Annotated in this window: 26 protein-coding genes; 22 read left to right on the forward strand and 4 right to left on the reverse strand. The window is 73.6% G+C overall.

The annotated features are described in order from the left end of the window. Window positions 1-2 precede the first annotated feature (2 nt). Window positions 3-1,196, reverse strand: coding sequence for a Gfo/Idh/MocA family protein (locus tag IN07_RS04550; RefSeq protein WP_231557988.1), 1,194 nt, complete (start codon window positions 1,194-1,196; stop codon window positions 3-5). A 413-nt stretch (window positions 1,197-1,609) separates the two neighbouring features. On the opposite strand from IN07_RS04550, the gene IN07_RS04555 reads away from it, so the two are divergent. From IN07_RS04555 to IN07_RS25075, 19 genes are all read left to right on the forward strand, one after another. Next, window positions 1,610-2,575, forward strand: coding sequence for a carbohydrate ABC transporter permease (locus IN07_RS04555; RefSeq protein ID WP_081975189.1), 966 nt, complete (start codon window positions 1,610-1,612; stop codon window positions 2,573-2,575). A gap of 7 nt (window positions 2,576-2,582) precedes the next feature. Continuing rightward, complete coding sequence (locus IN07_RS04560) at window positions 2,583-3,455, forward strand: carbohydrate ABC transporter permease (RefSeq protein WP_231557989.1); 873 nt, start codon at window positions 2,583-2,585, stop codon at window positions 3,453-3,455. Between the two features lie 128 nt (window positions 3,456-3,583). Continuing rightward, window positions 3,584-4,897 carry an ABC transporter substrate-binding protein gene (locus IN07_RS04565; RefSeq protein ID WP_063124213.1) on the forward strand — a complete coding sequence of 438 codons (1,314 nt, stop codon included), beginning with the start codon at window positions 3,584-3,586 and terminating at the stop codon, window positions 4,895-4,897. 82 nt (window positions 4,898-4,979) lie between these two features. Continuing rightward, entirely contained in the window at window positions 4,980-6,398 is a 1,419-nt protein-coding gene (locus IN07_RS04570; protein WP_197058354.1) for a Gfo/Idh/MocA family oxidoreductase, read from the forward strand. A 29-nt stretch (window positions 6,399-6,427) separates the two neighbouring features. Next, window positions 6,428-7,576, forward strand: coding sequence for a Gfo/Idh/MocA family protein (locus tag IN07_RS04575; protein WP_231557990.1), 1,149 nt, complete (start codon window positions 6,428-6,430; stop codon window positions 7,574-7,576). Beyond that, window positions 7,573-8,739, forward strand: coding sequence for a dihydrodipicolinate synthase family protein (locus tag IN07_RS04580; RefSeq protein ID WP_036333938.1), 1,167 nt, complete (start codon window positions 7,573-7,575; stop codon window positions 8,737-8,739). Before IN07_RS04575 ends, IN07_RS04580 begins: the two co-directional genes overlap by 4 nt. Further along, on the forward strand, window positions 8,736-9,617 hold the full coding sequence (locus IN07_RS04585; protein WP_052090797.1) for a sugar phosphate isomerase/epimerase family protein: 882 nt from the start codon (window positions 8,736-8,738) through the stop codon (window positions 9,615-9,617). The genes IN07_RS04580 and IN07_RS04585 overlap by 4 nt, the downstream gene beginning before the upstream one ends. Next, window positions 9,614-10,498 (forward strand): NAD-dependent epimerase/dehydratase family protein, encoded by an 885-nt coding sequence (locus tag IN07_RS04590; protein WP_036333939.1) that lies wholly within the window; start codon window positions 9,614-9,616, stop codon window positions 10,496-10,498. The genes IN07_RS04585 and IN07_RS04590 overlap by 4 nt, the downstream gene beginning before the upstream one ends. Then, window positions 10,495-11,586, forward strand: coding sequence for a mandelate racemase/muconate lactonizing enzyme family protein (locus IN07_RS04595; protein WP_036333940.1), 1,092 nt, complete (start codon window positions 10,495-10,497; stop codon window positions 11,584-11,586). Before IN07_RS04590 ends, IN07_RS04595 begins: the two co-directional genes overlap by 4 nt. Before the next feature lie 101 nt (window positions 11,587-11,687). After that, window positions 11,688-12,797, forward strand: a complete 1,110-nt coding sequence (locus IN07_RS04600) for an ABC transporter ATP-binding protein (protein WP_036333941.1) — start codon at window positions 11,688-11,690, stop codon at window positions 12,795-12,797. A gap of 85 nt (window positions 12,798-12,882) precedes the next feature. Continuing rightward, window positions 12,883-14,058, forward strand: coding sequence for an MFS transporter (locus IN07_RS04605; protein ID WP_052090799.1), 1,176 nt, complete (start codon window positions 12,883-12,885; stop codon window positions 14,056-14,058). Between the two features lie 199 nt (window positions 14,059-14,257). Continuing rightward, window positions 14,258-15,340: an alkene reductase gene (locus tag IN07_RS04610; protein ID WP_036333942.1), complete on the forward strand. Its 1,083-nt coding sequence runs from the start codon at window positions 14,258-14,260 to the stop codon at window positions 15,338-15,340. Between the two features lie 109 nt (window positions 15,341-15,449). Continuing rightward, window positions 15,450-16,058, forward strand: a complete 609-nt coding sequence (locus IN07_RS04615; RefSeq protein WP_036333943.1) for a maleylpyruvate isomerase family mycothiol-dependent enzyme — start codon at window positions 15,450-15,452, stop codon at window positions 16,056-16,058. A 258-nt stretch (window positions 16,059-16,316) separates the two neighbouring features. Then, entirely contained in the window at window positions 16,317-17,327 is a 1,011-nt protein-coding gene (locus IN07_RS04620) for a LacI family DNA-binding transcriptional regulator (protein WP_036333944.1), read from the forward strand. A 29-nt stretch (window positions 17,328-17,356) separates the two neighbouring features. After that, complete coding sequence (locus tag IN07_RS04625; protein ID WP_036333979.1) at window positions 17,357-18,307, forward strand: ABC transporter substrate-binding protein; 951 nt, start codon at window positions 17,357-17,359, stop codon at window positions 18,305-18,307. Next, window positions 18,300-19,256: an amino acid ABC transporter permease gene (locus IN07_RS04630; RefSeq protein WP_231557991.1), complete on the forward strand. Its 957-nt coding sequence runs from the start codon at window positions 18,300-18,302 to the stop codon at window positions 19,254-19,256. The genes IN07_RS04625 and IN07_RS04630 overlap by 8 nt, the downstream gene beginning before the upstream one ends. Beyond that, complete coding sequence (locus IN07_RS04635; RefSeq protein WP_331437121.1) at window positions 19,253-20,062, forward strand: amino acid ABC transporter ATP-binding protein; 810 nt, start codon at window positions 19,253-19,255, stop codon at window positions 20,060-20,062. The genes IN07_RS04630 and IN07_RS04635 overlap by 4 nt, the downstream gene beginning before the upstream one ends. After that, window positions 20,059-21,165: an aminotransferase class V-fold PLP-dependent enzyme gene (locus IN07_RS04640; RefSeq protein WP_036333945.1), complete on the forward strand. Its 1,107-nt coding sequence runs from the start codon at window positions 20,059-20,061 to the stop codon at window positions 21,163-21,165. The genes IN07_RS04635 and IN07_RS04640 overlap by 4 nt, the downstream gene beginning before the upstream one ends. A gap of 189 nt (window positions 21,166-21,354) precedes the next feature. Beyond that, window positions 21,355-21,987, forward strand: coding sequence for a hypothetical protein (locus IN07_RS25075; protein WP_156119036.1), 633 nt, complete (start codon window positions 21,355-21,357; stop codon window positions 21,985-21,987). A gap of 71 nt (window positions 21,988-22,058) precedes the next feature. On the opposite strand, the gene IN07_RS04650 is transcribed toward IN07_RS25075, so the two are convergent. Next, window positions 22,059-22,391: a hypothetical protein gene (locus IN07_RS04650; protein ID WP_036333947.1), complete on the reverse strand. Its 333-nt coding sequence runs from the start codon at window positions 22,389-22,391 to the stop codon at window positions 22,059-22,061. A 113-nt stretch (window positions 22,392-22,504) separates the two neighbouring features. Between IN07_RS04650 and IN07_RS04655 the strand changes: the two genes are divergently transcribed. After that, entirely contained in the window at window positions 22,505-22,873 is a 369-nt protein-coding gene (locus tag IN07_RS04655; RefSeq protein WP_036333948.1) for a hypothetical protein, read from the forward strand. 19 nt (window positions 22,874-22,892) lie between these two features. Here IN07_RS04655 and IN07_RS04660 read toward each other — a convergent pair whose 3' ends face one another. Together IN07_RS04660 and IN07_RS23790 are read right to left on the reverse strand one after the other, a co-directional pair. Beyond that, window positions 22,893-23,561, reverse strand: a complete 669-nt coding sequence (locus IN07_RS04660) for a response regulator transcription factor (RefSeq protein ID WP_036333949.1) — start codon at window positions 23,559-23,561, stop codon at window positions 22,893-22,895. Continuing rightward, complete coding sequence (locus IN07_RS23790; protein WP_052090801.1) at window positions 23,558-24,709, reverse strand: sensor histidine kinase; 1,152 nt, start codon at window positions 24,707-24,709, stop codon at window positions 23,558-23,560. The genes IN07_RS04660 and IN07_RS23790 overlap by 4 nt, the downstream gene beginning before the upstream one ends. A 179-nt stretch (window positions 24,710-24,888) precedes the next feature. On the opposite strand from IN07_RS23790, the gene IN07_RS04670 reads away from it, so the two are divergent. Both IN07_RS04670 and IN07_RS23795 read left to right on the forward strand, forming a co-directional pair. Next, a complete protein-coding gene (locus tag IN07_RS04670) occupies window positions 24,889-25,791 on the forward strand; it encodes an ABC transporter ATP-binding protein (RefSeq protein ID WP_036333950.1) in 903 nt (300 codons plus the stop codon). An 11-nt stretch (window positions 25,792-25,802) separates the two neighbouring features. Then, window positions 25,803-26,576 carry a hypothetical protein gene (locus tag IN07_RS23795; protein WP_052090802.1) on the forward strand — a complete coding sequence of 258 codons (774 nt, stop codon included), beginning with the start codon at window positions 25,803-25,805 and terminating at the stop codon, window positions 26,574-26,576. Window positions 26,577-26,640: the final 64 nt, after the last annotated feature.

Below are 26,640 nucleotides of genomic sequence, written 5' to 3' on the forward strand. Positions count from 1 at the left end.
GGTCAGTGCCCCACCGGGGACGGCGCGGCACCCGGCCGCCGCACGGTCGGGGCCGTGGCCCAGGGAGCGCCGAGCTCGGAGAACAGCCGCAGCTCCTCCGCGGCCCGGTCGACCAGCGCGTCGATGCCCGGGACGACCTGGTGGGCGGTGGTGCCCTCGCCCTCGGCCCGCCGGTACCCGGCCGGGACCTCCGCCGGGTCCGGGGCGCAGCGCACCGCCTCCACGACCTCCATGAAGGAGCGCGTCGCCGACGGGGGGACGAGCAGCGGCCGGGTGCGGTCGCCGAGGTGGGCCAGCAGGTCCTCGAGCAGGTCGGCGGCGTCGTGCGTCGTGGTCTCGTCGACGCCGTCGGCCTGCAGCCGCACCTCACCGGTCTTGTAGGAGAGCGTGATCCGCCCGGTGCTCCCGTGCACGACGAGGACGGGGTCGCGAGGGTGCTCAGCGGCCAGCGTCGCGGCGATGGTCACGACCGTCCCGTCGGCGGTGCGGATCCGCAGGCAGGAGGTGTCGTCGGCCTCGATCGGGTTCGCCCGGTAGAGCTCGACCTCGATGGTCTCCAGCGAGCCGGCACCGGTGGCGCCGGCCAGGGCCAGGGCGGTGGCGACCGCGTGGGCGAAGGGGTTGGTCAGGGCGCCGTCGACGACCGGCACCCCGTCGACGCTGCGCCGCCCGGCCCAGCCGGCCCGGCCGTAGTAGGACGCGTCCCGGACCCACGCGCAGGCGCCGCCGATGCCCCGGACCGCGCCGATCGCCCCGCCCTCGACCAGCGAGCGCACCCGGCCGATGGCCGCCGAGCCCAGGCTCTGGAAGCCGATCTGGCAGGCCGCCCCGGTGCCCTCGATGCCCTCGATCAGCCGGTCGAACTCGGCCAGCGTCGGGGTGGGGGGCTTCTCCAGCAGCACGGCGCTGCCCGCCCGGGCGGCGGTGAGCGCCAGGTCGGTGTGGGTGTGGATCGGCGTGCAGATGATGGTCACGTCGGGGCTCGTCGCCGCGAGCAGCTCGTCCAACGAGGCGGCGACGGGGACGTCGCCGGCCAGTGCGCGCAGCTCGTCGTCCAGCGGTCGCGGGTCGCAGATCCCGACCAGACGGACGTCGCCGACCGCAGCCAGACGGCGCAGGTTCTGCAGGTGCCAGCGACCGTGGCCGTGGGCTCCGACGAGCACCACCCGGCCAGCGCTGCGGGACTGTTCTGGCACGTGATCCCCCTTGACCGAGCCAGTCGTCGGCGCGGTCGCCGACGGGACGCTGAGCGTAGCCAGACCTGCCGCGATGGGAAAGGGCTTGCCGACGCGTCGGTCGCGACGCGCCGGGTCGGAAGTCGCGGGTGGGCGCGAAAACCCAGGTCAGCCGGCCGTGACGACGCTCGTGGCCGGATCGTGACCGGGTGGCCCGAGTCGACTCGTTGACAGGCCGGAGCGGACGCGAGTAGAAAGCGCTTACCCACTTGTGAGGCAGCGCACAGCGGCAGCCGGGTGGCCCGGACGGTCTCGTCGAGCGTTGACAGCAGTTCGGCCGGGGGTCTAGAAAGCGCTTACCAGCATGTGAGCCACTGCACATCCGACGCACCGGACGAAGCCGTCCGGCGAGCTGCACAGAGAGGTGAGAGCCCGTGTCGTCAACGCTCGACGTGCCGTCGCGCGAACGCTCGCACGACGAGGCTCCCGGAGCCACGGGTCGTGCTGCGCCCCGTGGGCGGAAGTGGTGGACGGCTCGGCTCACGCCGTACCTGTTCCTCGCTCCGTGGTTCGCCGGCCTGCTGTTCATCACCGCCGGGCCGATCGCTGCATCGGCCTACCTGTCCTTCACCGACTACAGCCTCATCGGTGCGCCGGAGTGGATCGGGCTGGCCAACTTCGAGCGGATGTTCGACGACCCGCGCTTCTACCAGTCGCTGAAGGTCACGTTCATCTACGTCGCCGTCTCGGTGCCGATCCAGCTGGCGTTCGCACTGTTCCTGGCGATGATCCTGGACCGCGGCCTGCGCGGCCTGGCGCTCTACCGGTCGATCTACTACCTGCCGTCGCTGATCGGCGGCAGCGTCGCGATCGCCATCCTGTGGCGGCAGATCTTCGGCTCCGACGGGCTGCTCAACCAGGTGCTCCGGTTCGTGGGGTTCGAGAACCCGCCCGGCTGGGTCTCCGACCCCGACTACGCCCTCGGCACGCTGATCATCCTGAACGTCTGGACCTTCGGTGCCCCGATGGTCATCTTCCTGGCCGGGCTGCGGCAGATCCCGACCATGTACTACGAGGCGGCGTCCCTGGACGGCGCGGGGAAGGTCCGGCAGTTCCTGCAGGTCACCCTGCCGCTGCTCTCGCCGATCATCTTCTTCAACCTCGTGCTGCAGACGATCAACGCGTTCCAGACGTTCACGCAGGCGTTCATCGTGAGCGGCGGCACCGGTGGTCCGGCCGACTCCACGCTCTTCTACACGCTCTACCTCTACCAGCGCGGCTTCGGCAACTTCGACATGGGCTACGCCTCGGCGCTGGCCTGGTTCCTCCTGCTCATCGTCGGTGGCCTGACCGCGATCAACTTCTTCGCATCGAAGTACTGGGTGTTCTATGGCGACTGACCTGACCGTGGCCCCCCCTGTGGCCGCCACGGAGAAGCTCCCCGACCGCAAGAAGAAGCAGCGGCCGCGTTGGCTGGCGCACATCGTGCTCATCCTCGGTGCGCTGCTCATGCTCTATCCGCTGCTGTGGATGCTCTCCAGCTCGTTCAAGTTCACCGAGGACATCTTCAGCCAGACCGGGCTGATCCCGGAGCGCGTCACCGGGCAGAACTACCCCGACGGCTGGACCGCCCTGCCGCGGGACTTCGGCCACTACATCTGGAACTCGCTGGTCATCGTCGTCGGTTCCATCATCGGCAACCTGCTGGCCTGCTCCCTGGCGGCCTACGCATTCGCGCGGCTGGACTTCAAGTTCAAGAAGTTCTGGTTCGCGGTGATGCTCGGGACGATGATGCTGCCGATCCACGTGGTGATCGTGCCGCAGTACATCCTGTTCTCCGAGCTCGAGTGGATCAACACGTACTGGCCGTTGATCGTGCCGAAGCTGCTGGCCACCGACGGCTTCTTCATCTTCCTGATGGTGCAGTTCATCCGGGGCATCCCGACCGAACTGGACGAGGCCGCCCGGATCGACGGCTGTGGGCACTTCGCGATCTTCTGGCGGATCGTGATCCCGCTGTCGGTGCCGGCCCTGGCCACCACGGCCATCTTCACCTTCATCTGGACCTGGAACGACTTCTTCAGCCAGCTGATCTTCCTGACCGACCCGGAGATGTACACCGTCCCGGTCGCCCTGCGGACGTTCGTCGACGCGACGAGCCAGACGCCGTGGGGTCCTGTCTTCGCCATGTCGATCGTCGCCCTGGCGCCGGTCTTCGGCTTCTTCCTCGCGGGCCAGCGCTATCTCGTCCGAGGCATCGCCACCACGGGGCTCAAGTGACACCACCACACGGCTCACGCGGCACCCGTTCACGCCGCACCCATTCACGCAGCACTTACAAGGAGGTAAGGAACGTGCACACGAACCGGACGAATTGGGCGCGTGCGCCCTGGCCCACCCGCCTCGGCGTGACCGGCGGCGTCCTCGGGCTGCTGCTCACCACCGCGGCCTGCGGCGGCGACAGCGGCGGCGGAGGCGGTGGTGCGGCTGCCGACGGCGGCACCACCCGAGAGGACGGGCCGGTCAGCATGCGGATGTCGTGGTGGGGCAGTGACACCCGGCACGCGGCCACCCAGCAGCTGATCGACCTCTACGAGTCGCAGAACGAGGGCGTCACGATCGAGGGCGACTTCACCGGCTTCGCCGACTACTGGGACCGGCTCGCCACGGGCACCGCCGGTGGCCAGGCGCCGTGCGTCATGCAGCAGGACACCCGCTACGTGCGGGAGTACGCCGACCGCAACGCGCTGCTGGACCTGACGCCGTACATCGAGGACGGCACCATCGACACCAGCAACCTCGACGAGAACGTCGCCGAGACGGGCATGGTCGAGGACGCCACCTACGCGATCCCGACCGGTGTCAACGCCTTCTCCCTGGTCGTCGACCCGCAGGCCTACGCCGCCGCCGGCGTCGAGCTGCCCGACGACTCGTCCTGGACGTGGGACGAGATGGTCGAGACCGCCGCCCAGGTCACCGAGGCGACCGGCGGGCAGGTGTACGGCATGCAGGCGATGGGCCTCAACGGTGGCGACACCAACTTCGAGGTCTACGCCCGGGAGCAGGGCGAGGCGCTGTTCGACGAGAACGGCGAGATCGGCTTCACCCAGGAGACCCTGGCCGAGTGGTGGAACATCGAGAAGCAGGCGTCCGAGACCGGCGCCGAGCCGCCGCCGTCCACCACCGTCGAGGTCTTCAACGGCGGTGTCGACCAGGCGCTGGTCGCCACCGGCCGGGGTGCCTCGGGGTTCTGGTGGACCAACGAGCTGCCCGCCCTGACCGCAGGGGCCGGCACCGAGCTGCAGTTCATGCGGTTCCCCACCGAGGAGGGGGACGGCGAGACCGGCATGTACCTGAAGCCGGCCATGTTCTGGGCGGTCAGCAGCAGCTGCGAGAGCCCGCAGGAGGCCGCGATGCTCGTCGACTGGCTGATCAACTCCGAGGACGCGGTGGAGATCATCAAGGCCGACCGCGGCCTGCCGGTGAACACCGAGCTGCGTGACCAGATCGCCCCGACGCTGGACCCGGCCGGCCAGGCCGCAGTGTCCTTCGTCGAGGAGATCACCCCCGACCTGCAGGACCCGCCGGCGCTGCCCCCGCAGGGCGCCGGTGAGGTGCAGGCGATCCTGCAGCGTTACACCGAGCAGATCCTGTTCGACCAGATCTCGGTGGAGGACGCCGCCGAGCGGTTCATGACCGAGGTCGAGTCGGCGATCGCCTGATCGGCGGCCAGGGGGCGGCCGGTCACCGGCCGCCCCCTGGCACCCCTCCCTGCGCCACCCGCCCCACCACCGAGAGGGAGACGTGACCACCACAGCCTCGTCCGCGCCCCCGGAGCCGCGTCGCTACGCGATCGTCGGCACCGGCCACCGCGCCGAGATGTACGTCGCGGCGCTGCTGGGCAGCCACGCCGACGTCGGCCGGCTCGTCGCCCTCTGCGACCCCAACAGCACGCGGATGGCCTACTACCAGCGCCAGTTCGCCGCAGCCCACCCCGGCGCGGCGCCGCTGCCGGCCTACGGGCCCGAGGACTTCGACACGATGCTCGACCGGGAGCAGCCCGACGTCGTCATCGTCGCGAGCGTCGACTTCACCCACGCCGAGTACATCTCCCGCGCGCTGCGCGCCGGCCGCGACGTGATCACCGAGAAGCCGCTGACCACCGACGCGGCAGGCTGCCGCACCATCGTCGACGCCGTCGACGAGACCGACCGCGACCTGGTCGTCACCTTCAACTACCGCTACTCGCCGCGGAACGCCGCCGTCCGCCGGCTCGTCGCCGAGGGCGCCATCGGCGCGGTCACCTCCGTGCACTTCGAGTGGGTGCTGGACTCCGTCCACGGCGCGGACTACTTCCGGCGCTGGCACCGGGACAAATCGCTGTCCGGCGGCCTGTTCGTGCACAAGGCCACGCACCACTTCGACCTGGTCAACTGGTGGGTCGGCGCGGTGCCGGAGACCGTCTTCGCCCTCGGCGACCTGCGCTTCTACGGCGACGCCAACGCGAAGGAGCGGGGCCTGGGGGAGCGCCCGGCGCGCAGCCACGGCGCCCCGGACGCCGGCCGTGACCCGTTCGCGCTCGACCTGGCCGGCAACGAGCGGCTGCGGCAGCTCTACCTGGAGGCGGAGGCCGAGGACGGCTACATCCGCGACCAGGACGTGTTCTCCCCGGGCATCACCATCGAGGACAACATGGCGCTGCTGCTGCGCTACGCCGACGGCCCGGTGCTCAGCTACTCGCTCAACGCGCACGGCCCCTGGGAGGGCTACCGGGTGAGCATCAACGGCACCGAGGGCCGGATCGAGCTGTCGGTGGTCGAGCGGGCCGCGGTCGTCGCCGCGGACGACGTCATCGGCGGGTTCGGCGTCGCCGTCGACCCGAGTGCCACGCCGGAGGAGGTCGAGGCGGCCTCCGGTGCCCGGAGCGAGGGCACCGAGCTGGTGCTGCAGCGCCGCTGGGAGGCGGCCCAGCGGATCGAGGTCCCCGAGGGGCCCGGTGCGCACGGCGGTGGCGACGCCCTGCTGCTGGACGACCTGTTCCGCCCCGGCGCCCGGTCGGACCCGCTGGGCCAGGCGGCCGGCTGGCTCGACGGCGTCCGCAGCGTGCTCGTCGGCGCGGCCGCCAACCAGTCCTTGACCACCGGCCAGGTCGTGCACCTGGCCGACTTCGGCATCCCGCTGCGGCCCGAGGCCGCAGCCGCTCCCGCCGGGAGCACCCGATGACCCCCTCACCCGCTTCGGAGGCAAGCACCGTGGACAGCTCGATCGGCATCATCATGAACGGCGTCACCGGCCGGATGGGCTACCGCCAGCACCTGGTCCGGTCCATCCTCGCCATCCGGGACGCCGGTGGGCTGCAGCTCGCCGACGGCCGCCGGGTCGTGCCCGAGCCGATCCTGGTCGGCCGCAACGAGCGCAAGCTGGCCGACCTCGCCGCCCAGCACGGCATCGAGCGGTGGACGACGGACCTGGACGAGGCGCTGCGGGACGACTCCGCACCGATCTACTTCGACGCCCAGGTCACCCAGGCGCGGGAGAAGTCGATCAAGGCCGCGATCGCCGCCGGCAAGCACATCTACACCGAGAAGCCGACCGCGGAGTCCCTCGAGGGCGCCTTGGAGCTGGCCCGGCTCGCCGCCGAGGCCGGGGTCAAGAACGGCGTCGTCCACGACAAGCTCTACCTGCCCGGCCTGGTCAAGCTGAAGCGGCTGATCGACGGCGGCTTCTTCGGCCAGATCCTGTCGGTGCGCGGCGAGTTCGGCTACTGGGTGTTCGAGGGCGACTGGCAGGAGGCCCAGCGGCCGAGCTGGAACTACCGCAAGGAGGACGGCGGCGGCATCGTCGTCGACATGTTCTGCCACTGGTCCTACGTGCTGGAGAACCTCTTCGGCCGGCCGGAGGCGGTCACCGCCAAGGCGGTCACCCACATCCCCACCCGGATCGACGAGCACGGGCAGCCCTACCCGGCCACCGCCGACGACGCCGCCTACGGCATCTTCGAGCTGCCCGGCGGCGTGATCGCGCAGATCAACTCCTCCTGGGCGGTGCGGGTCTACCGCGACGAGCTGGTCGAGTTCCAGGTCGACGGCACCGAGGGCAGCGCCGTCGCCGGGCTGCGCGAGTGCAAGATCCAGCACCGGGCCACCACCCCGAAGCCGGTCTGGAACCCCGACCTGCCGGTCACCGAGCGGTTCCGGGACCAGTGGCAGGTCGTGCCGGACAACGCCGACCTGGACAACGGCTTCCGGGCGCAGTGGGAGCAGTTCCTCCGCCACGTGCTCGAGGACGCCCCGCACGCCTACGACTTCCTCGCCGGTGCCCGCGGCGTGCAGGTGGCCGAGCTGGGCCTGCAGTCCTCGGCCGAGGGCCGCCGGATCGAGATCCCCGAGGTGACGGTGTGAGCGGCCCGACCGTCCGGCTGCCCCGGTCCGACGGCACGGTCGCCGAGCACCGGCTCGGCGAGCCCGGCGCCTTCACCCGCCCCGACGGCCCGCTGACCAGCCGCACCGCCTACGCCGCGGCGCACGTGGTGGCCGACCCGTTCGGCGACAACACCCCCGGTGCGCCGGTGGACGTCGACTGGGAGGCGACGCTCGCCTTCCGTCGGCACCTGTGGTCCTACGGCCTGGGTGTCGCCGACGCGATGGACACCGCCCAGCGCGGCATGGGCATGCCCTGGAGCACCACCGCCGAGCTGATCCGCCGGTCGGCCGCCGAGGCGCAGGCCTGCGGCGGGCTGCTGGCCTGCGGTGCGGGCACCGACCAGGCACCGGCCGACCTGGCCAGCACCGATGAGGTGCTGGCCGCCTACCTCGAGCAGATCGAGGTGGTCGAGGGCGCCGGCGCGAACGTGATCATCATGGCCAGCCGGCAGCTGGCCCGGGTGGCCCGCAGCGCCGAGGACTACGCCAAGGTCTACGCCCGGCTGCTCGAGCAGGTGTCCCGGCCGGTGGTCCTGCACTGGCTCGGCCCCATGTTCGACCCGGCACTGGCCGGCTACTGGGGCTCGGCGCAGCTGACCGAGGCCACCGACACCGTGCTGCAGGTGATCGCCGACCACAGCGCCAAGGTCGACGGCATCAAGGTCTCCATGCTCGACGAGGCGCACGAGGTCGACATGCGCCGCCGGCTGCCCGACGGCGTCCGGCTCTACACCGGGGACGACTTCAACTACCCGTCCCTGGTGCGCGGGGACGGCGAGTCGTACTCGCACGCCCTGCTGGGCATCTTCGACGCGATCGCCCCGGCCGCCTCCACCGCCCTGCAGGCGCTGGACCGCGGCGACCTGGCGACCTACGACCGGCTGCTCGAGCCGACCGTGGCGCTGTCCCGGCACCTGTTCGGCACGCCCACCTACTACTACAAGACCGGCATCGTCTTCCTGGCCTGGCTGGCCGGCCACCAGCAGGGCTTCCGGATGGTCGGCGGGCTGGAGAGCTCGCGCAGCCCGGTGCACCTGGCCGAGGTCTTCCGGCTGGCCGACGCCGCCGGGCTGCTGCCCGACCCGGAGCTCGCCGCCGGTCGGATGCGGACGTACCTGTCGACCGTGGGGGTGGCCCAGTGACCGCCGACCCGCGGCTGGCCAAGCTGTCGATCAACCACAAGACGGTCGAGGGCTGGTCGATGCCCGACTTCGTCGACGGGGTGGCCGCGGCGGGGCTCTCCGCGCTCGGCACCTGGCGCGAGCCGGTCGCCGAGTTCGGCCTGGAGCGGTCCGCGAAGCTGATCCGGGACGCCGGCCTGCGGGTCACCTCGCACTGCCGCGGCGGGTTCCTCACCGCGACCGACCCGGCCGCCCGGGCCACCGCGCTGGCGGACAACCGGCGGGCGATCGACGAGACCGCCACCCTGGGCGCCGAGTCGCTGGTCATGGTGGTCGGTGGGCTGCCCGCCGGCTCCCGCGACCTGGTCGGTGCCCGGGAACGGGTCGCCGAGGCGCTGGCCGAACTGGCCCCCTACGCCGGTGAGCGCGGCGTGCGGCTGTCCCTGGAGGCGCTGCACCCGATGTACTGCGCCGACCGGGCCGTGCTCTCCACCCTCGCCCAGGCCCTCGACCTCGCGGCGCCCTTCCCGTCGGCCCAGGTGGGCGTCGTCGTCGACACCTTCCACCTCTGGTGGGACCCGGAGGTCTGGGCGTCGATCGCCCGGGCCGGTGACCGGATCGCCTCCTTCCAGGTCTGCGACTTCCTCATGCCGATCCCGGCCGACGCGCTGATGGCCCGCGGCTACATGGGCGACGGGGTGATCGACTTCCCGCCGTTCGTGGCCGCGGTCGAGGCGGCGGGGTGGACCGGGGACGTCGAGGTGGAGATCTTCAACGCCGACGTCTGGGCCCAGCCCAAGGCCGAGGTCGTGGAGACGGTGAAGCAGCGCTACCTGGACGTCGTGGCGCCGGGCGTCGGGGCGGGTGGCGTGGGCGGGAGCAGGGTGGTGTCGGCGTGAGGGTGCTGGTCACCGGCGGTGCCGGCCGGCTGGGCCGCAGCGTCGTCGACGGGCTGGCCGACGTCGGCCACGAGGTGGTCTCGGTCGACGTCACCGCCGCGCCGCTGGAGAAGGCCGCGGCGACCTTCCCGGCCGACCTGACCGACCTCGGCCAGGCGTACGGGGTGATGGCCCGGTACCGGCCGGACGCCGTCGTCCACCTGGCGGCGATCGCCGTCCCGTTCAGCCGGCCCGAGTCGGTCATCCACGCCACCAACACCGCGCTGGCCTACAACGTGCTGCAGTCCGCCATCGACCTCGGCGTCGGCACCGTGGTGACCGCCAGCAGCCCCACCGTCATGGGCTACGGCAGCCCGGCCGGCTGGACGCCGCGGTACCTGCCGCTGGACGAGGCCCACCCGGCGCGGCCGTGGAACGCCTACGGGCTGTCCAAGCTGGCCGCCGAGCAGACCATGCAGATGTTCGCCGCCCAGTACGGCGACCGGGTGCGGCTGGCGGCGTTCCGGCCGTGCTTCGTCATCGCGCCGGAGGAGTGGGCGGGGGCGCCGACCCAGCAGGGGCACACCGTGCGCGAGCGGATCGCCGACCCCCGGCACGGCGCGGTCTCGCTGTTCAACTACGTCGACGCCCGTGACTGCGCGGACTTCCTGGACACCCTGCTGGGCAAGGCCGGCGAGGTGCCCAACGGCGAGGTGTTCTTCGTCGGCGCCCAGGACGCCCTGGCCGAGGCGCCGCTGGCCGAGCTGCTCCCGGAGTTCTCCGGGGTCGCCCCGCAGCTCGCGGCCGGCCTGACCGGCACGAGCCCGGCGTTCAGCACCGGCAAGGCCGAGCAGCTGCTGGGCTGGACGGCGTCCCGCAGCTGGCGCACGGAGCTGCGATGAGCACGGTCACCCGGCTGTCCAGCCGGCTGTTCCGGCTGCCGCTGGCCCGGCCGTGGGGCGCCGACGTCCCGGCGCTGCACCTGCTGGTCACCGAGCTGGAGACCAGCGACGGGCGCACCGGCACGGGCTTCAGCTGGACGCCGTCGATCGGGGCCCGCGCGCTGCAGTCGCTGGTCGACCACGACGTCGCCCCGGTGGTCGTCGGTGGGCCGGTGGAGCCCGGCGTCGTCTGGGACCGGCTCTGGTGGCACCTGCACGAGGCCGGCGGCGGCGGGCTGACCACGATGGCGATCGCCGCCGTCGACACCGCGCTGTGGGACCTCGCCGCGAAGGCGGCCGGGCAGAGCCTGGTCGACCACCTGGGCCGCCGGCGCGAGTCGGTCGCCGTCTACGGCAGCGGGGTCAACTTCCACTACTCCCTCGAGGAGCTGGTCGCGCAGACCGAGCGCTGGGTCGCCGACGGCTGCACCGCGGTGAAGATCAAGGTGGGCCGCCCCGACCTGGCCGAGGACGTCGAGCGGGTGGCCGCCGTGCGCGCGGCGCTCGGGCCGCACCGCCGGCTGATGGTCGACGCCAACCAGCGGTGGGACCTTCCGACGGCGCTGCGCGCGGTCCGGGCGATGGCCCCCTTCGACCTGTACTGGGTCGAGGAGCCGCTGGTCGCCGACGACCTGCCGGCGCTGGGCCGGCTGCACGACGCCGGGCTGGGCGTGCCGATCGCGGTGGGGGAGAACGTCTACACCGCGTTCCAGTACCGCGCGCTGCTCGCCTCCGGGGCTGCCGACGTCGTCCAGCCCAACGTGGTGCGGGTCGGCGGGATCACCCCGTTCCTCCGGATCGCCCAGCTCGCGGCGGCCGCGAGCGTGCCGGTGGCGCCGCACCTGCTGCCGGACGTCTCCGGGCAGCTGGCGATGTGCCTCCCGCTGACCACCATGGTCGAGGACGTCGAGGACGCCTCGTTCGCGGCGCTGGGTGCACTCGCCCAGCCCAGCGGGGTGACCATCGCCGACGGCCTGCTCCGGGCGCAGACGCCCCCCGGCCACGGGCTGGTCTTCGCCACCGACCGGATGGAGGCGCTGGACGGCTGAGCCGCCGGCGCGTGCACCACACACCATTGATCCCGGAAAGCGCTTGCCGTACGGTGACGGCAGTCACAGGCGCGACAGCGCACGAGCGAGGGAGCTCCCCCATGGCATCGGTCACCTACGACAAGGCGACCCGGCTCTACCCCGGCAGCGACAAGCCGGCGGTCGACCAGCTCGAGCTGCAGATCGAGGACGGCGAGTTCCTGGTCCTCGTCGGCCCCTCCGGGTGCGGCAAGTCGACCTCGCTGCGGATGCTCGCCGGCCTGGAGGAGGTCGACGGCGGCGCGATCCGGATCGGGGACAAGGACGTCACCGACGTCGAGCCGAAGGACCGGGACATCGCGATGGTGTTCCAGAACTACGCGCTCTACCCGCACATGAGCGTCGCCGACAACATGGGCTTCGCACTGAAGATCGCCGGGATGGGCAAGGAGGAACGCCGCACCCGGGTCGTCGAGGCGGCCCGGCTGCTGGACCTGGAGCCGTACCTGGACCGCAAGCCGAAGGCGCTCTCCGGTGGCCAGCGGCAGCGGGTCGCGATGGGGCGGGCGATCGTGCGCAAGCCGCAGGTGTTCCTGATGGACGAGCCGCTGTCGAACCTGGACGCGAAGCTGCGCGTGCAGACCCGCACTCAGATCGCCTCGCTGCAGCGCCGGCTGGGCATCACCACCGTCTACGTCACCCACGACCAGGTGGAGGCCATGACCATGGGCGACCGGGTCGCGGTGCTCAAGGACGGCGTCCTCCAGCAGGTGGCCAGCCCCCGGGAGATGTACGACCGCCCGGCCAACGTCTTCGTCGCCGGCTTCATCGGCTCCCCGGCGATGAACCTGGCCGAGGTGCCGCTGGTCGACGGTGGCGCCCGGCTCGGGGACATCGTCGTCGAGCTGCCGCGGGAGACCCTGACGGCCGCCGGTGCGGACCAGTCCGTCACGCTCGGGTTCCGGCCCGAGGCGCTGGAGCTGGCCGAGCCCGGGCAGGGCTTCAAGGTCAAGGTCGACCTGGTCGAGGAGCTGGGCTCCGACGCCTTCGTCTACGCCACGATCGCCGACGAGCAGCTCGCCGAGCACCTGCACGGCGGCGACACCGCACAGATCGTGGCCCGCGTCGACGCCCGGCGCCCACCGGCCAAGGGCGGCGACGTGTGGCTGAGCATCCGGCCGGGCGAGGAGCACGTCTTCTCCTCCAGCACCGGCCGGCGACTGTCCCACTGATGGCGGGCCCCGTCCTCCCCACCCGGCGCACGCTCGGGGCGGGACCCGGGACGGGGCCGACAGGGCTGGGCCCGGGGCGGGGGCGATGACCGGCCCCCTTCCTGGGCGGGCGCCGCGGTGGCTGTTCCAGCTGCTGGGTGTGATGGTGCTGATCCAGGCGGGCATCGCGGTCGCCCGGCCGGTCTCCGCCTACCGGGCGATCGACCTGGGCGCCGGGGCCACCGAGATCGGCCTGCTCACCGCGGCGTTCGCACTGCTGCCGATGGTGGTGGCCCTGCCGCTGGGCCGGGCGGCCGACCGCTGGCGGCCGGAGCCGATCCTGGTCAGCGGCGTGGCGTTGCTGGTGGTCGGCTGCGTGCTGCTGGCCACCAGTGGCTCGTTGCTGGCCGTGGCGCTGGGCAACGTGGTGCTCGGCCTGGGCAACCTCGGCTGCATCGTCGGCGGGGAGAACGTCGTCGCCCGGCTGCCCGGTGACCGGCTGGACTCCGGGTTCGGGCTGTTCACCGCGGTCGTCTCCGCCGGGCAGCTGGTGGGGCCGGCGCTGGCCGGGGCGGTGCTGGCCACCGCGCCGGGGGAGCTGTCCACCGGAACCGCCCGCGCGCTGGTGCTCTCCGCCGCGTTGTGCGCGCTCGCGCTGCCGGCGTCCTGGTGGCTGGCCGCCGGGCGACGGTTCCCGGCGGCCGCGGCCCGGCCGACCGGCCGGACGTCGGCCTTCCGGCTGCTCGGCCGGCCGCCGGTGCGCTCCGGGATCTTCGCCAGCCTGGTGCTGGCTGCCGCGGTCGACCTGCTGACCGCCTACCTGCCGCTGCTCGGGGAGAACCGCGGCATCTCCCCGGCGGTGGTCGGGGTGTTGCTCAGCGTCCGCGCCGGCGCCACCGTGGCCTCCCGGGTGCTGGTGCAGCCGATGCTGGTCCGGGTCGGCCGGGCCCGGCTGGTGGTGCTGAGCACCGTCGGCTCGGGCATCGCCGTCGCGTTCCTCCCGGCCACCGGCAACGTCTGGGCGCTCGGCGCACTGCTGGCGCTGATCGGGTTCCTGCTCGGCGTGGGCCAGCCGCTGCTGATGACGCTGATCATCCGGGCCGTCCCCGACGACGCCCGCGGCACCGCGCTGGCGCTGCGGCTGGTGGGCAACCGGGTCGGGCTGGTCGGCACCCCGGCGGCGGCCGGGCTGCTGGCCGGGACGGCCGGGGTCTCCGCGGCGTTCTGGCTGCTCGGCGGACTGCTGGCGGTCGCGGTGGTCGGCGCGCGGCACAGCGACTGAGCGACCGGCGGTGGAGGTGCCTCCGCCGAGTGACAGCTGAGCGGGCTTCCGTGCCGGGGAGTGCCCGATCAGCTGTCACTCGGCAACGGCCGCCAGCGGTCGGGCGGTGCCAGCGCATCCGGCACCGGTTGTGTCCCGAGATCAGTGATGCACAACGCAGTGGGGAATGGTCGCTGCCGGCGACGGCCTTCGGCCTGGCATGGACCTGTTCTCCCCCGTCACGCTCGGCGACCTCGAGCTCGCCAACCGCGTCGTCATGGCGCCGCTCACCCGCATGCGGTCCGGCGCCTCCGGCGTCCCCGGCGACCTGGTCGTCGAGCACTACGCGCAGCGGGCCGGCGTGGGCCTGATCATCACCGAGGGCACGTACCCCCGCTTCGAGTCCCAGGGCTTCGTCGGCCAGCCCGGCATCGTCACCGACGAGCAGGTGGCCGGTTGGCGCCGCGTCGCCGAGGCGGTGCACGCCCGCGGCGGCCGCATCGTCATGCAGCTGATGCACGCCGGCCGGGTGACCCACCCCGACGTCAACGGCGGCCGCCGGGTCGAGGCGCCCAGCGCCATCGCGATCGACGCTGCCGGCCACACCGAGCAGGGCAAGCAGGCCTACCCCGTGCCGCACGCGCTCACCGTCGAGGAGGCCCGCGAGGTCCGCGACGACTTCGTCGCCGCCGCCCGCCGGGCCGTCGAGGCCGGCCTGGACGGCGTCGAGGTGCACGGCGCCAACGGGTACCTGCTGCACGAGTTCCTGTCCCCGGCGTCCAACCAGCGGGACGACGTGTACGGCGGCTCCCCGGAGGCCCGCGCCCGGTTCGTGGTCGAGGTCGTCACCGCGGTCACCGAGGCCGTGGGTGCCGGCAAGGTCGGCCTGCGCATCTCGCCCGAGCACAACATCCAGGGCGCGCTGGAGACCGACCGGGACGACGTCCGGGCCACCTACGGCACGCTGATCGACGCGCTGCGCCCGCTGGGCCTGGCCTACCTCTCGGTGCTGCACGCCGAGCCGGCCGGGGAGCTGGTGCAGGAGCTGCGCCGCCGCTTCGACGGCCCGCTCATCGCCAACAGCGGCTTCGGCACGGTGACCACCCGCGCCGAGGCCGTCGAGCTGATCGAGGCCGCCCACGCGGAGGCCGTGGCCGTCGGTCGCGCGGTCCTCGCCAACCCCGACCTCGTCGAGCGCTGGGCCGGCGAGCACCCGGAGAACGAGCCGAACCCGGCCACGTTCTACGCCGCGGGTGCCGAGGGCTACACCGACTACCCGACCCTGCAGCTCAGCCAGAGCTGAGCCCGGCCGCCGGCGCCGTGGGCGATGAGTCCTGGCGCCGGCGGACGTCTTGGCTGGTGAGGCGCCCGGACGGGCGTCCACCGAGCGTGGGCGAGGGAGAGGCATCGAGATGACCGGGAACGCGCGTGACCTGCAGTCCTGGACGGCGAGGACGTACGACGGGCTCGCCGACCTGCTGGCCGCCGGGCCGGCCGGGCCCTGGGACGCCCCCTCGCTCTGCGCGGGCTGGCAGGTCAGGCACGTGGTGGCGCACGTGACCATGCCGGCGCGGCTGTCGGCCGAGCAGTTCGGTGCCGAGATGGCGGCGGCCGGCGGGGACTTCACCCGGCTCTCCGACACCGTGGCGTCCCGGGACGCGTCTCTGCCGGCCGCCGAGCTCCTGGCCGCGCTCCGCTCCTCCACCCTGCACGGCTGGGAACCCCCGGGCGGTGGCGCGGCCGGTGCGCTCAGCCATGCCGTGATCCACTCCCTCGACGTGACCGTCGCCCTCGGCCGGCCGCCGGTCGCCCCGGCCGAGGGCGTGCTCGCCGTCCTCGACCAGCTCACCGCGGTGGACGGCGCCTACTTCGGGATCGACCTGACCGGCCGCCGTCTGGAGGCGGCGGACACCACCTGGAGCTGGGGGGACGGCGAGGTCGTCCGCGCGGACAGCGGCCACCTGGTCGCCCTGCTGAGCGGCCGAATGCTCCCCGACGGCCGGGCCCTGCCCCGGGGCTGACGCTCGCCGGGGTTGTGCGCTGGTCGTCGCTTCCCGCGGGGCGGACCGACGACCAGCGCACAACGGCAGCCCGGGGGGCCGCGCGGTCACGGAACCGTTGCGGACCGTTCAGGCCCTTGACATGTGGCCGTAGTCACCCTGACTATCCCCCGCATGACTACGTTGTCATCGGGACCGCCCGACGAGTCGATGACTACGTTGTCATCGGACGTTGCCGCAGGTCCGGGCGCTGGTCGGACGCTCGGCCGGCTGCCCACGATGGTCGACGTCGCCCGCGCCGCCGGCACCTCGCAGAAGACCGTCAGCCGGGTGGTCAACGCCGAGCCCGGCGTCCGTCCCGAGACGATCGAGCGGGTGCAGCGGGCCATCGCCGAGCTGGGCTTCCGCCGGCACGACGGCGCCAGCCACCTGCGCCGCGGCACCAGCACCGCGAGCATCGGCCTGGTCCTCGAGGACCTCGCCGGCCCGTTCTACGCCGCGCTCACCGCGGGCGTGGAGCGCCGGGCCCGCGAGCACGGGTACCTCCTGCTCACCGGCTCCGCCGACGGGGACGCCGAGCGCGCCGGCCGGCTGGTGCAGGCCTTCGCCGCGCGCCGGGTCGACGGCCTGCTCATCGCCCCGAACCTGGTCGGCGACGAGGTGCTCACCGCCAACCTGCCGCCCGACGTCCCGGCGGTGCTGCTCGACCGGCCCAGCGCCGACCACGGCACCGACGAGGTGCTGTCGGACAACGCCGGCGGCATCGCCCAGGCCGTGCACCACCTGGCCGAGCGCGGGCACCGGTCGATCGCCTACCTGGGCGACGACGAGCGGTTCTGGACCTCCCGCCAGCGCCGCGACGGCTTCCTCGCCGCCTGCGCCGAGCGCGGCCTCCGCACCGAGGGCCTGGTGTCGCTCGGCGTGCTGACTCCCGAGCGCATCGCCGCCGCGGTGTCGGGTTGGGCCGCGGCCGGGGTCACCGCCGTGGTGACCGGCAACAACCGGGCCAGCGTCGCCCTGCTGCACCACCTGCACGCGCGCACCGGCCCGCGCCCCGCGCACGTCGGCTTCGACGAGCTGGACCTCGCCGACCTCCTCGACCCGCCGCTCACCACGGTCGCCCAGGACGCCGCCGGCATCGGCTCGGCCGCGGTCGACCTGCTGTTCGAGCGGCTCGCCACGCCGACCCTGCCGCCCCGCTCGGTCGTCGTCCCCACCCGTCTCGTCGTCCGGCGGTCCAGTCCGCCGCCGGACGGCGCGTCCGCGCCACCCGTCAGGAACGACCGATGACCGCCCGTCCCGACCTCCAGGAGCAGCCCATGTCCCGCACCCGCCTCTCCGTCCGCGCCGCCGTCCCGGTCGCGCTCACCACCGCCCTGCTGCTGGCCGGCTGCGGTGGGGGCGACGACGAGTCGGCGGCCGCCGAGCCGGCCGCCGAGGGCTCCACCGACTCCGCGGTGCCCGACACCAGCGACATCGTCGGCGGGGTCAGCGAGGACGCCGCCCTGGCCGAGGGCCTGCCGGCGGACCTGGCCTCGCTGTCGATCGGGTCGAACGTGCAGTCGCCGCCGAACAACTTCTACGCCGAGGACGGGTCGACCCCGGTCGGCTTCGAGGTCGACATCATCACCGCGATCGGCAACAAGCTGGGCCTGGACGTCGAGTACTCCGACATGGCCTTCGACTCGCTGATCACCGGCCTGCAGACCGGTCGGGTCGACGCCACGATCGCCGGGATGAACGACACCCCGGAGCGGCAGGAGTCGATCGACTTCGTCGACTACTTCGAGTCGGGCATCACGATCATGGTGCAGAAGGGCAACCCCGCGGGGATCGAGGCCAGCGCCGACCTGTGCGGCCAGGCGATCGCCGTCGTCCAGGGGACGACGCAGGAGGACTTCGCCGCCGAGCAGTCCGCCGAGTGCGAGGCGAACGGCGAGGAGCCGCTGGCGGTCACCGCGACCCCGAGCGACTCGCAGAACCAGACGCAGCTGCGCACCGGCCGGGTCGACGCGATCCTCAACGACCTGCCCACCGCGGTCTACATCTCCCAGACCGCCGGCGACGGCGAGTACTTCGAGACCGTCGACCAGGACCCGATCAACGGCGGCCCGTACGGCATCGGGCTCAACAAGGACGACGCCGCGCTGCGCGACGCCATCCAGCAGGCGCTGCAGTCGCTGATCGACGACGGCACCTACGGCGAGATCCTCGAGGCGTGGGACGTCACCTCCGGCGCGGTCGACCAGGCGACCGTCAACGGTGGCTGACCGCGCCGGCGCGGCGCTGACCAGGCCGGTCGACGCACCGGGGGACGGCGAGCTGCTGCCCCAGGTGCGGATCCGGCACTGGGGGCGCGTGGTCGCCGGGCTGGCCGTCCTCGCCGTGCTGGGCTTGCTGTTCCAGGCGATCTCGCGGGGCGACATCGACTACGCCAGCATCCCGGCGCTGCTCACCCAGGACGTGATCCTGGAGGGGCTGGTCGACACCATCGTGCTGGCGGTGGTCGCCCAGGCCGGGGCGATCGTCATCGGCACGGTCGTGGCGCTGATGCGGACCTCGGCCAACCCGGTGCTGCGCTGGGTCTCCTGGGCCTACATCTGGGTGTTCCGCGGTCTGCCGGTGCTGCTGCAGATCCTGCTCTGGTACAACATCGCGCTGGTCTTCCCGGCCTTCTCGATCCCGATCCCGTTCACCGACGCCTACCTGCTCGACCAGCCGGCGAACGTGATCATGACCGGCTTCCTGGCCGCGCTGCTGGGGCTGGGGCTCAACGAGAGCGCCTACATGGCCGAGATCGTCCGGGCCGGGCTGACCAGCGTCGACCGGGGGCAGACCGAGGCGGCGAAGTCGATCGGGATGTCGCCGGCGAAGGTGCTGAGCCGGGTCGTGCTGCCGCAGGCGATGCGGGTGATCATCCCGCCGACCGGCAACGACTTCATCAACATGCTCAAGGGGACGTCGATCGCCTCGGTCATCGGCTTCACCGAGCTCATCCACGCAGCCAACGCGCTCTCCAGCCGCAGCCTCGCGGTCATGGAGACGCTGCTGGCCGTGGCCGTCTGGTACATGGTGGTGGTGAGCGTGGCCAACGTCGGGCAGTACTACCTGGAACGGCACTACAACGCCTCGATCCGGCCCACGGGCACCCGCGGGTCGGTGTGGGCCAAGGTCGGCGGCTCGCTGCGCACCCCGCCGTTCATGCGGAGCTCCCGGTGAGCGCCGTGGCGATCGAGGGGGCGGGCGAGGGGGCGGCGCAGGGCGAGGTGCTCGTCCGGGCCCGTGGGCTGCGCAAGCAATACGGCTCGCTGGAGGTGCTCCGCGGCGTCGACCTGACGGTGCGGCGCGGGCAGGTCGTCGTCCTGCTCGGTGCCTCGGGTGCGGGCAAGAGCACGCTGCTGCGCTGCGTGAACCACCTCGAGGCCGCCGACGGCGGTGAGATCTGGGTGGACGGGGTGCCGATCGGATTCCGGCACGACGGCGACCGGCTGCACGAGCTGCGGGAGAAGGACGTCGCCCGGCAGCGCGCGGAGATCGGCATGGTGTTCCAGCGGTTCAACCTCTTCCCGCACCGCACCGTGCTGGCCAACGTGACCGAGGGGCCGGTGCAGGTGCGCGGCGTCCCGCGGCGCGAGGCGGAGGCCTACGCCCGGGAGCTGCTGGAGCGGGTGGGGCTCGGCGACAAGGTCGACACCTACCCCGACCGGCTCTCCGGCGGGCAGCAGCAGCGGGTGGCGATCGCCCGGGCGCTGGCGATGCGGCCCAAGCTGCTGCTGTTCGACGAGCCGACGAGCGCGCTGGACCCCGAGCTGGTCGGGGAGGTGCTGGCGGTGATGACCGAGCTGGCGCGGGAGGGGATGACGATGATCGTCGTGACCCACGAGATCTCCTTCGCCCGCGAGGTCGCCGACCACGTCGTCTTCATGGCCGGCGGGGTGGTGGTCGAGGAGGGGCCGCCGGAGCAGGTGATCGGCGCGCCGCAGCACGAGCGCACCCGTGCGTTCCTGGCGCGGGTGACCGCGTGAACCCTGCCTACCTGTCCGCCTTCGCCGAGGAGGAGGGCTACCTGGACCACGCCCGGGTCGGCCCGCCGTCCCGGCCGGTGGTCGAGGCCGGCACCGCGGCGCTGGCCGCGGTGTCGGCCGCGGGGCTGGGCACCGTCGACGAGCTGATGGGCGCCGAGGGCCGGGCGCTGGCCGCGGCGTCCCGGTTGCTCGGCTTCCCGCCGGGCAACGTCGCCTACTCGCCGAGCACCTCGGCCGGGCTGTTCCAGGCGGCGTTCGCGGTGCACGGGCCGGTGCTGGTCAGCCCGACGGAGTTCCCGGCCAACCTCTACCCCTGGTGGCGGGCGGAGTCGGCCGGGCGGCTGGACGTCGTCCCGCTGCCGGCCGGGCCGGTGACGCCGGACGCCGTCCGGGCCGCCCCGGACGCGGCGGCGCTGGTGGTCAGCGCGGTCGACTTCGCCACCGGCTTCCGGGCCGACCTGCCCGGGTTGCGTGAGGTGCTGGGGGAGCGGCTGCTGGTCGTGGACGCGATCCAGGGCCTCGGCGCGGTCGACATCGACTGGACGGCGGCCGACGTGCTGGTCGCCGGTGGGCAGAAGTGGCTGCGCAGCGGCTGGAGCACCGGGGTGGTCGCGGTGTCCGACCGGGCGCTGGAGCGGCTGGACCCGCTGCTGGCCGGCTGGACCGCGGTGCAGGACGCCACCGACTACGACGGCGAGGAGCACCCGCTGGCTGCCGGCGCGGCCCGGTTCGGCACCACCAACACCAGCCCCGTCGCGCAGGCGTGCCTGGCTGCGGGGCTGGAGCTGCTGGAGTCCGCCGGGGTGGGCGCCGTCGCCGGCCGGATCTCCGCACGGGTCGAGGAGCTGCTGGAGCTGCTGGACCGGCGGGGAGTGGTGGTGACGTCGGCCCGGGAGCCGGCGGAGCGGGCCGGGATCGTGGCGTTCCGGGTGCCGGGGGTGGACGGCGCGGAGCTGCACGCCGCGCTGGGCCGGGCCGGGGTCACCTGCACCCGGCACGGCGAGCGGGTGCGGCTGAGCGTGCACGCGACGACGACGCCGGCCGCACTGGACCGGGTGGACGACGCCCTGCTCTCACTGGGCGCGGCGGCCGCCCAGGCCTGACAGTGGGCCCGGGCGGCTTCGGCACCGGGCCCGCCAGGTCTCGATCCGGTGACGGTCGACGCCGGCGTCGTGCGGGAGCCGATCCGGTGGGCACTCACCGTGTTGCGGGCCGCCCACACGGGGAATGACGACCGCCACAAGCCGACACACGACGTCCTGGGCCGGTCGCGGCCCGGTGAGGAGATCGTCATGCGCACCTCCACCCCGTTCCGCTCGTCCGCCGCCCGTCCGGGTCGGCGCAGCCGGCTCGTCTCGGTGCCGGTCACCGGTGCGGCCGCGCTCGCCCTGGTCCTGACCGGGTGCGGTGCGGAGGCGGAGGAGCAAGGCGTCACCGCAGTCGAGATCTTCAACGAGGAGGCCGGGGCGCTCGCGGAGAACGCGGGGGTCGTCCAGGAGGAGGCGGACTTCCTCGGGGAGGAGGAGTCGGCGGAGGCCGGTCCCGTGGGCGCCGTCGCGCCGGGTGCCTTCGTCGCCGGTGACGTGGCGATCCCGCGGTTGCTGGCCGAGGCCGACCCCCAGGCTGCGCTGGCCGGGCTGCCCGATGAGCCAGCGGTGGCCACCGAGGTCCCGGTGTTCGCCGTCCCCAACGACGAGGGCTTCTGGATCGGCACCGAGGAGGTCCGCATCTGGGTGCAGCTGACCGCGCCGGGCGAGTCCCCGGTGGACGTCAGCCCGGGCGACCGGGTGTCCTTCACCGGCGAGGTCGTGCCGAACGGCGACGGCTTCGTGGAGGGGCTGGCGCTGCCCGCCGACCAGGCGGCCGCGCTCACCGCCCTCGGCCACCACGTGGAGGTCCCGGCCGGCGAGATCACCATCGCCTGACCCCAGGTCCTCCTGCTGCCCGCTGATCGTCGTCCCGCCACGGCGGGACGACGATCAGCGCTGTCCGCCGGTCAGGCGGCGTGCTGGGCGGGGAGCTGGTCGGTCAGGGCCTCGGCCAAGTGCCGGCCGCGGGGCGGCAGCGGCGGCGCCGCACGGATCAGCTGGACCGGCTCGGGCTCGGGCTCGGCCTCCTCGGGCGCGACGTCGACGACCGGCTCGGCCACCGGGGCTGCCGCCTCGGGCAGCGGCATCCGGACCGATGCCGGGTCCTCCGCGATGGTGGCGACGGCGACCAGGCCGTCGGCGTGGATGCGCGCGATGGACGCCAGGACGGCGGTGGCCATCTCCTCGATGGCCTGCACGTCCGTGGTGGCGGTGTGCTCGGCAGCAGCGTGGATGCTCATGTCGACCTCATCGGCAGCCTCGGCCCGCCCCGGAACCGGTTCGTCACGGCCTTCTGGGGACATGTGCGGCGACCTCGATAGCGTGCGCTCACCCCCCCCCGAGAGGAGTCCTCGTGAGTCGACGTGCCGACCACCTGGTCGTCGGGATCTCCCTGGCGGCCGCCGGGATGGTCCTGCTGGCCGTGCTGCTGTCCGGCGACGCCTCCAGCACCGCTCGGCTGGTGGGCGCTGGGTTGCTGGTCGCGGCGGGGGTGCTGTTCGTCGTCTCCAGTCGGAGGGTGCCCGCGGGGCCGACGAGGGAGCCCCGGTCGTCCCGCGGCCGGACGGAGTTCGGTCTGCTGCTGGTGCTCGGCGCCGTCGAGCTGGTCCTGTGGGGCGTCGGACTGCCCGACCGCTCCGGTCAGTGGGGCGTCGCCACCGGCTTCCTCGTCGTCGGCGTCGGGCTGGTCGTCGCCGGCCGGCGGGCGCAGAGCCGCAGCTGAGGGGGATCGGCAGCCCGGCTCAGTCCTCCAGCAGCCCGGCCTCGTGGGCGAGGATCGCCGCCTGGGTGCGGTTGGCCAGGTCCAGCTTGGTGAGCAACCGGGACACGTAGGTCTTCACCGTCGCCTCGCTGACGAACAGCCGCCCGGCCACCTCGGCGTTCGAGTCGCCGCGGCCCAGCCGCGCCAGCACCTCCCGCTCCCGGTCCGTCAGCGTCTCGACCCGCCGCAGCGCCTCGGCGCGTCGGGGTGCGGACCGGCGGCGGACGTAGGAGTCGATCAGTGTCGTGGTGACCGCCGGAGACAGCGTCGCCGTCCCGTCGGCGACCGCCCGCACCGCGGCAGCGATCTCCCGGGGCGGGGTGTCCTTGAGCAGGAAGCCGGCCGCACCGGCGGCGAGCGCGGCGTACACGTACTCGTCCTGGTGGAAGGTGGTGAGCACGGCGACCTGTGGCGACTGGGGCAGCGCCAGGATCTGCTCGGTCGCCGCGAGCCCGTCCAGCACCGGCATCCGGACGTCGATCAGCACGACGTCGGGCCGCAGCTCCCGCGCCGCCCGCACACCGGCGGCGCCGTCCCCGGCCTCCCCGACGACCTCGAAGCCGCCAGAGGACTCCAGCACCGTGCGCAGGCCGAAGCGCACCAGTTCCTCGTCGTCCACGAGCAGCACTCGGACCGGGTCGCCGATCACGCCGGCAGCACCGCCTCGACCACGAACCCGCCGTCCAACCGGTGTTCGGCCGTGAGCCGGCCGCCGAGCGTGCGCACCCGCTCACCCAACCCCACCAGGCCGTACCCGTCACCGGGCACCGGCTCGGCGGGGCGGGCCGGCGCGCCGTTGACCACCCGCAGGTGCAGCTCCTCGGGGCGGCACTCCACGCTCACCTGCACGCGGGCGCCGGGGGCGTGCTTGCCCGCGTTGGTCAGCGCCTCCTGCGCGATCCGGTAGGCGGCCCGGCCCACCGCGGGGTCGACGGCGCGATGCGAGGCGGGGTCGGTGGCGCCGGTCAGGGTCAGCTCCATGCCCGCCTCCCGCGCCTGGTCGACCAGCCGGGGCAGGTCCTCCAGGCCCGGCTGTGGGCCCAGGGGTGCGTCCTCGTCGACGTCCCCGGCGCGGAGCACGCCGACCATCTGACGCAGCTCGACCAGCGCGCGCCGCCCGGCGGTCTGCACCTGCCCGGCGAGCTGCTCGACCCGGTCGGCGTCGCGCGCGGCCAGCTCGATCGCGCCGGCCTGCAGCACCATCAGGCTCACCCGGTGCCCGACGGCGTCGTGCATCTCCCGGGCGATCCGGGTGCGCTCGAAGAGGACGGCGTCGCGGGCGAGCAGCTCCCGCTCGGCCTCGGCCCGCTCGGCGCGCTCGCGCAGCACCCCCAGCAGCTGCTCGCGGGTCCGCTGCCAGATCCCCAGGGCGGCGGGGAGGGCGACGATCGCCCCGGTCGCGGCGGCGACGACCGTCCAGCCCCCGACCGTGACCGGGTCCGCGGCGACGGCGATCGCCACGGCCCCACCCATCCCCACCCCACCCCGGACCCACCAGGAGTCGCTGTAGCGGCCGACGGCGTAGCTGGCCAGCAGCCAGGGCCCGGTGGGGGAGAAGCCGAGCGCGGCCGACACGGCGCACACCGCGAAGGGGACCGCGGGCTGGGTGCGGCGGAAGAGGAACAACCCGAGGGCCATCAGCGCGGTGGCCACGACGACGGCGCCCAGGTCCAGCGACGGGGGCGCGAGGGTGCCGAAGCCGCTGACGATCATCACCACGCCCAGCACGGCGAGGCCGGCCTCCAGCGCGATGCCGCGGGCGGTGAGCCCCGGCCAGGTGCGCTCGCGGACCCCCATGGGCCGGAGCGTAGGTCCTGTCCGGCGAGCTGCGGGTCACCCGCGGGTCGACTGCCGACGTCCTCTTCCGGATGACCGGGTCGCACCGTCCGGTGCACGAGGCCGCAGCCTCCGGCCGACGCGCTGACCAGTGGGTCCACCGCAGATTGGGGACACCACACCGAACCCCGGAGGCACCCATGATCTCGGTCAGCGGACTGACCAAGCGCTACGGCGCACGCACCGTCGTCGACGACGTCAGCTTCACCCTCGAGCCCGGCACCGTGACCGGCTTCCTCGGCCCGAACGGTGCCGGCAAGACCACCACGATGCGGATGATGACCGGGCTGATCCCGGCGACCGCGGGCACGGCGACGATCGACGGCCGGCCCTACGCAGACCTGGCCAACCCGGGCGCCGTCGTCGGCACCCTGCTCGACGCCTCGGCCGTGCACCCCGGCCGCACCGGCCGGGCGCACCTCGGGCTGCACGCCATCGCCGTCGGCGTCGGCTCCCGCCGGGTCGACGAGGTGCTGGAGCTCGTCGGCCTCGCCGACGCCGCCCGCCGGCCGGTGGGCGGCTACTCGCTGGGGATGCGGCAGCGGCTCGGCATCGCCGGCGCGCTGCTCACCGTTCCGCCGGTGCTGGTGTTCGACGAGCCCGCCAACGGCCTGGACCCGGAGGGCATCCGCTGGTTGCGGGCACTGCTGCGCAGCTACGCGGAGAACGGCGGCACGGTGCTGCTCTCCTCGCACCTGCTCGGCGAGGTCGAGCACACCGTCGACCGGCTGCTGGTGATCGGCGGCGGGCGGATCGTGGCCGACGGCCCGGTCGGCTCGCTGCTGGGCGCCAGCGGCACCGCGGTGCGGTCGGTCGACCCCCGCGGACTGGCCGACGCGCTGCGAGCCCGGGAGTTCCACGTGGAACGCCAGGACGACGGCGTGCTGGTCGTGGACGGTGCCGAGCCCGCCACCATCGGCGCCATCGCGGCCGAGGCCGGGGTCGCGCTGATCGACCTGCATCCCGTGCAGCGCGGCCTCGAGCACCTGTTCTTCCAGCTCACGGACGACTCCGGAGCTGCCCACACCCCCGCTGAGCACTGAGGAGCCCCGACATGACCACGAGCTCGAACACCATGACCCTCGACACTGCCGCTCCGGCACGGCCCGCCGTCCGTCCGACCCGCGCCTCGCTGCCGACGCTCGTCGGCCTCGAGGTGCGCAAGACCCTGACCACCCGCTCCGGCCGGATGCTCGCCCTCGCCGCCGGGCTGGCCGGGCCGGCCGGGATGGGCCTGCTGGAGGCCAGCGACGATGCCTTCCCCTCCGTGGCCGGCCCGTTCGCCGTGGTGGGCATCATGACCGGCCTGCTGCTGCTCGCGATGGGGGTGCTGAGCACCGCCGGTGAGTGGACGCACCGGACCGCACAGACCACCTACCTGCTGGTGCCGCAGCGCGGCCGGGTGCTCGCGGCGAAGACCGTCGCGACGGCGCTGCTCGGCGCGGCCTTGACCGCCGTCTCGATGGGGGCGTCGTGGCTGATCCTGGCCGTGCTGGCCGACCCGGGCGTGTCCTGGGACGGCGCCGCCCAGGCCGCGCTGACCGCGGTGGGCGCCGGGGCGGCGTTCGCGCTGATCGGGGTGGGCGTCGGCGCCGCGACCGCGAACACCCCGGCCGCGCTGACCGGCCTCTACCTGACCATCCTCGGCCTGGTGCAGATCATCCGGGCCTGGGACGCGCAGATCGCCGACGCCGTCGACCCGCAGCAGGCGGTGCTCCGGTTCGCCCGCGGTGACGCCGAGGTGGCCTCGCTGCTGACGCTGGGCGGCTGGGTGGTCGCCGCGCTGGTCGCGGGCTGGGTGTTCAGCAGGCGGCGCCCGGTGCAGTGACGGCAGTCCACCGGCGACGGCCGGGAACCGGTTCGCCGGCTCCCGGCCGTCGCCGCGTCCCCGC

It is taken from the genome of Modestobacter caceresii, assembly GCF_000761485.1.
Lineage (GTDB): Bacteria > Actinomycetota > Actinomycetes > Mycobacteriales > Geodermatophilaceae > Modestobacter > Modestobacter caceresii.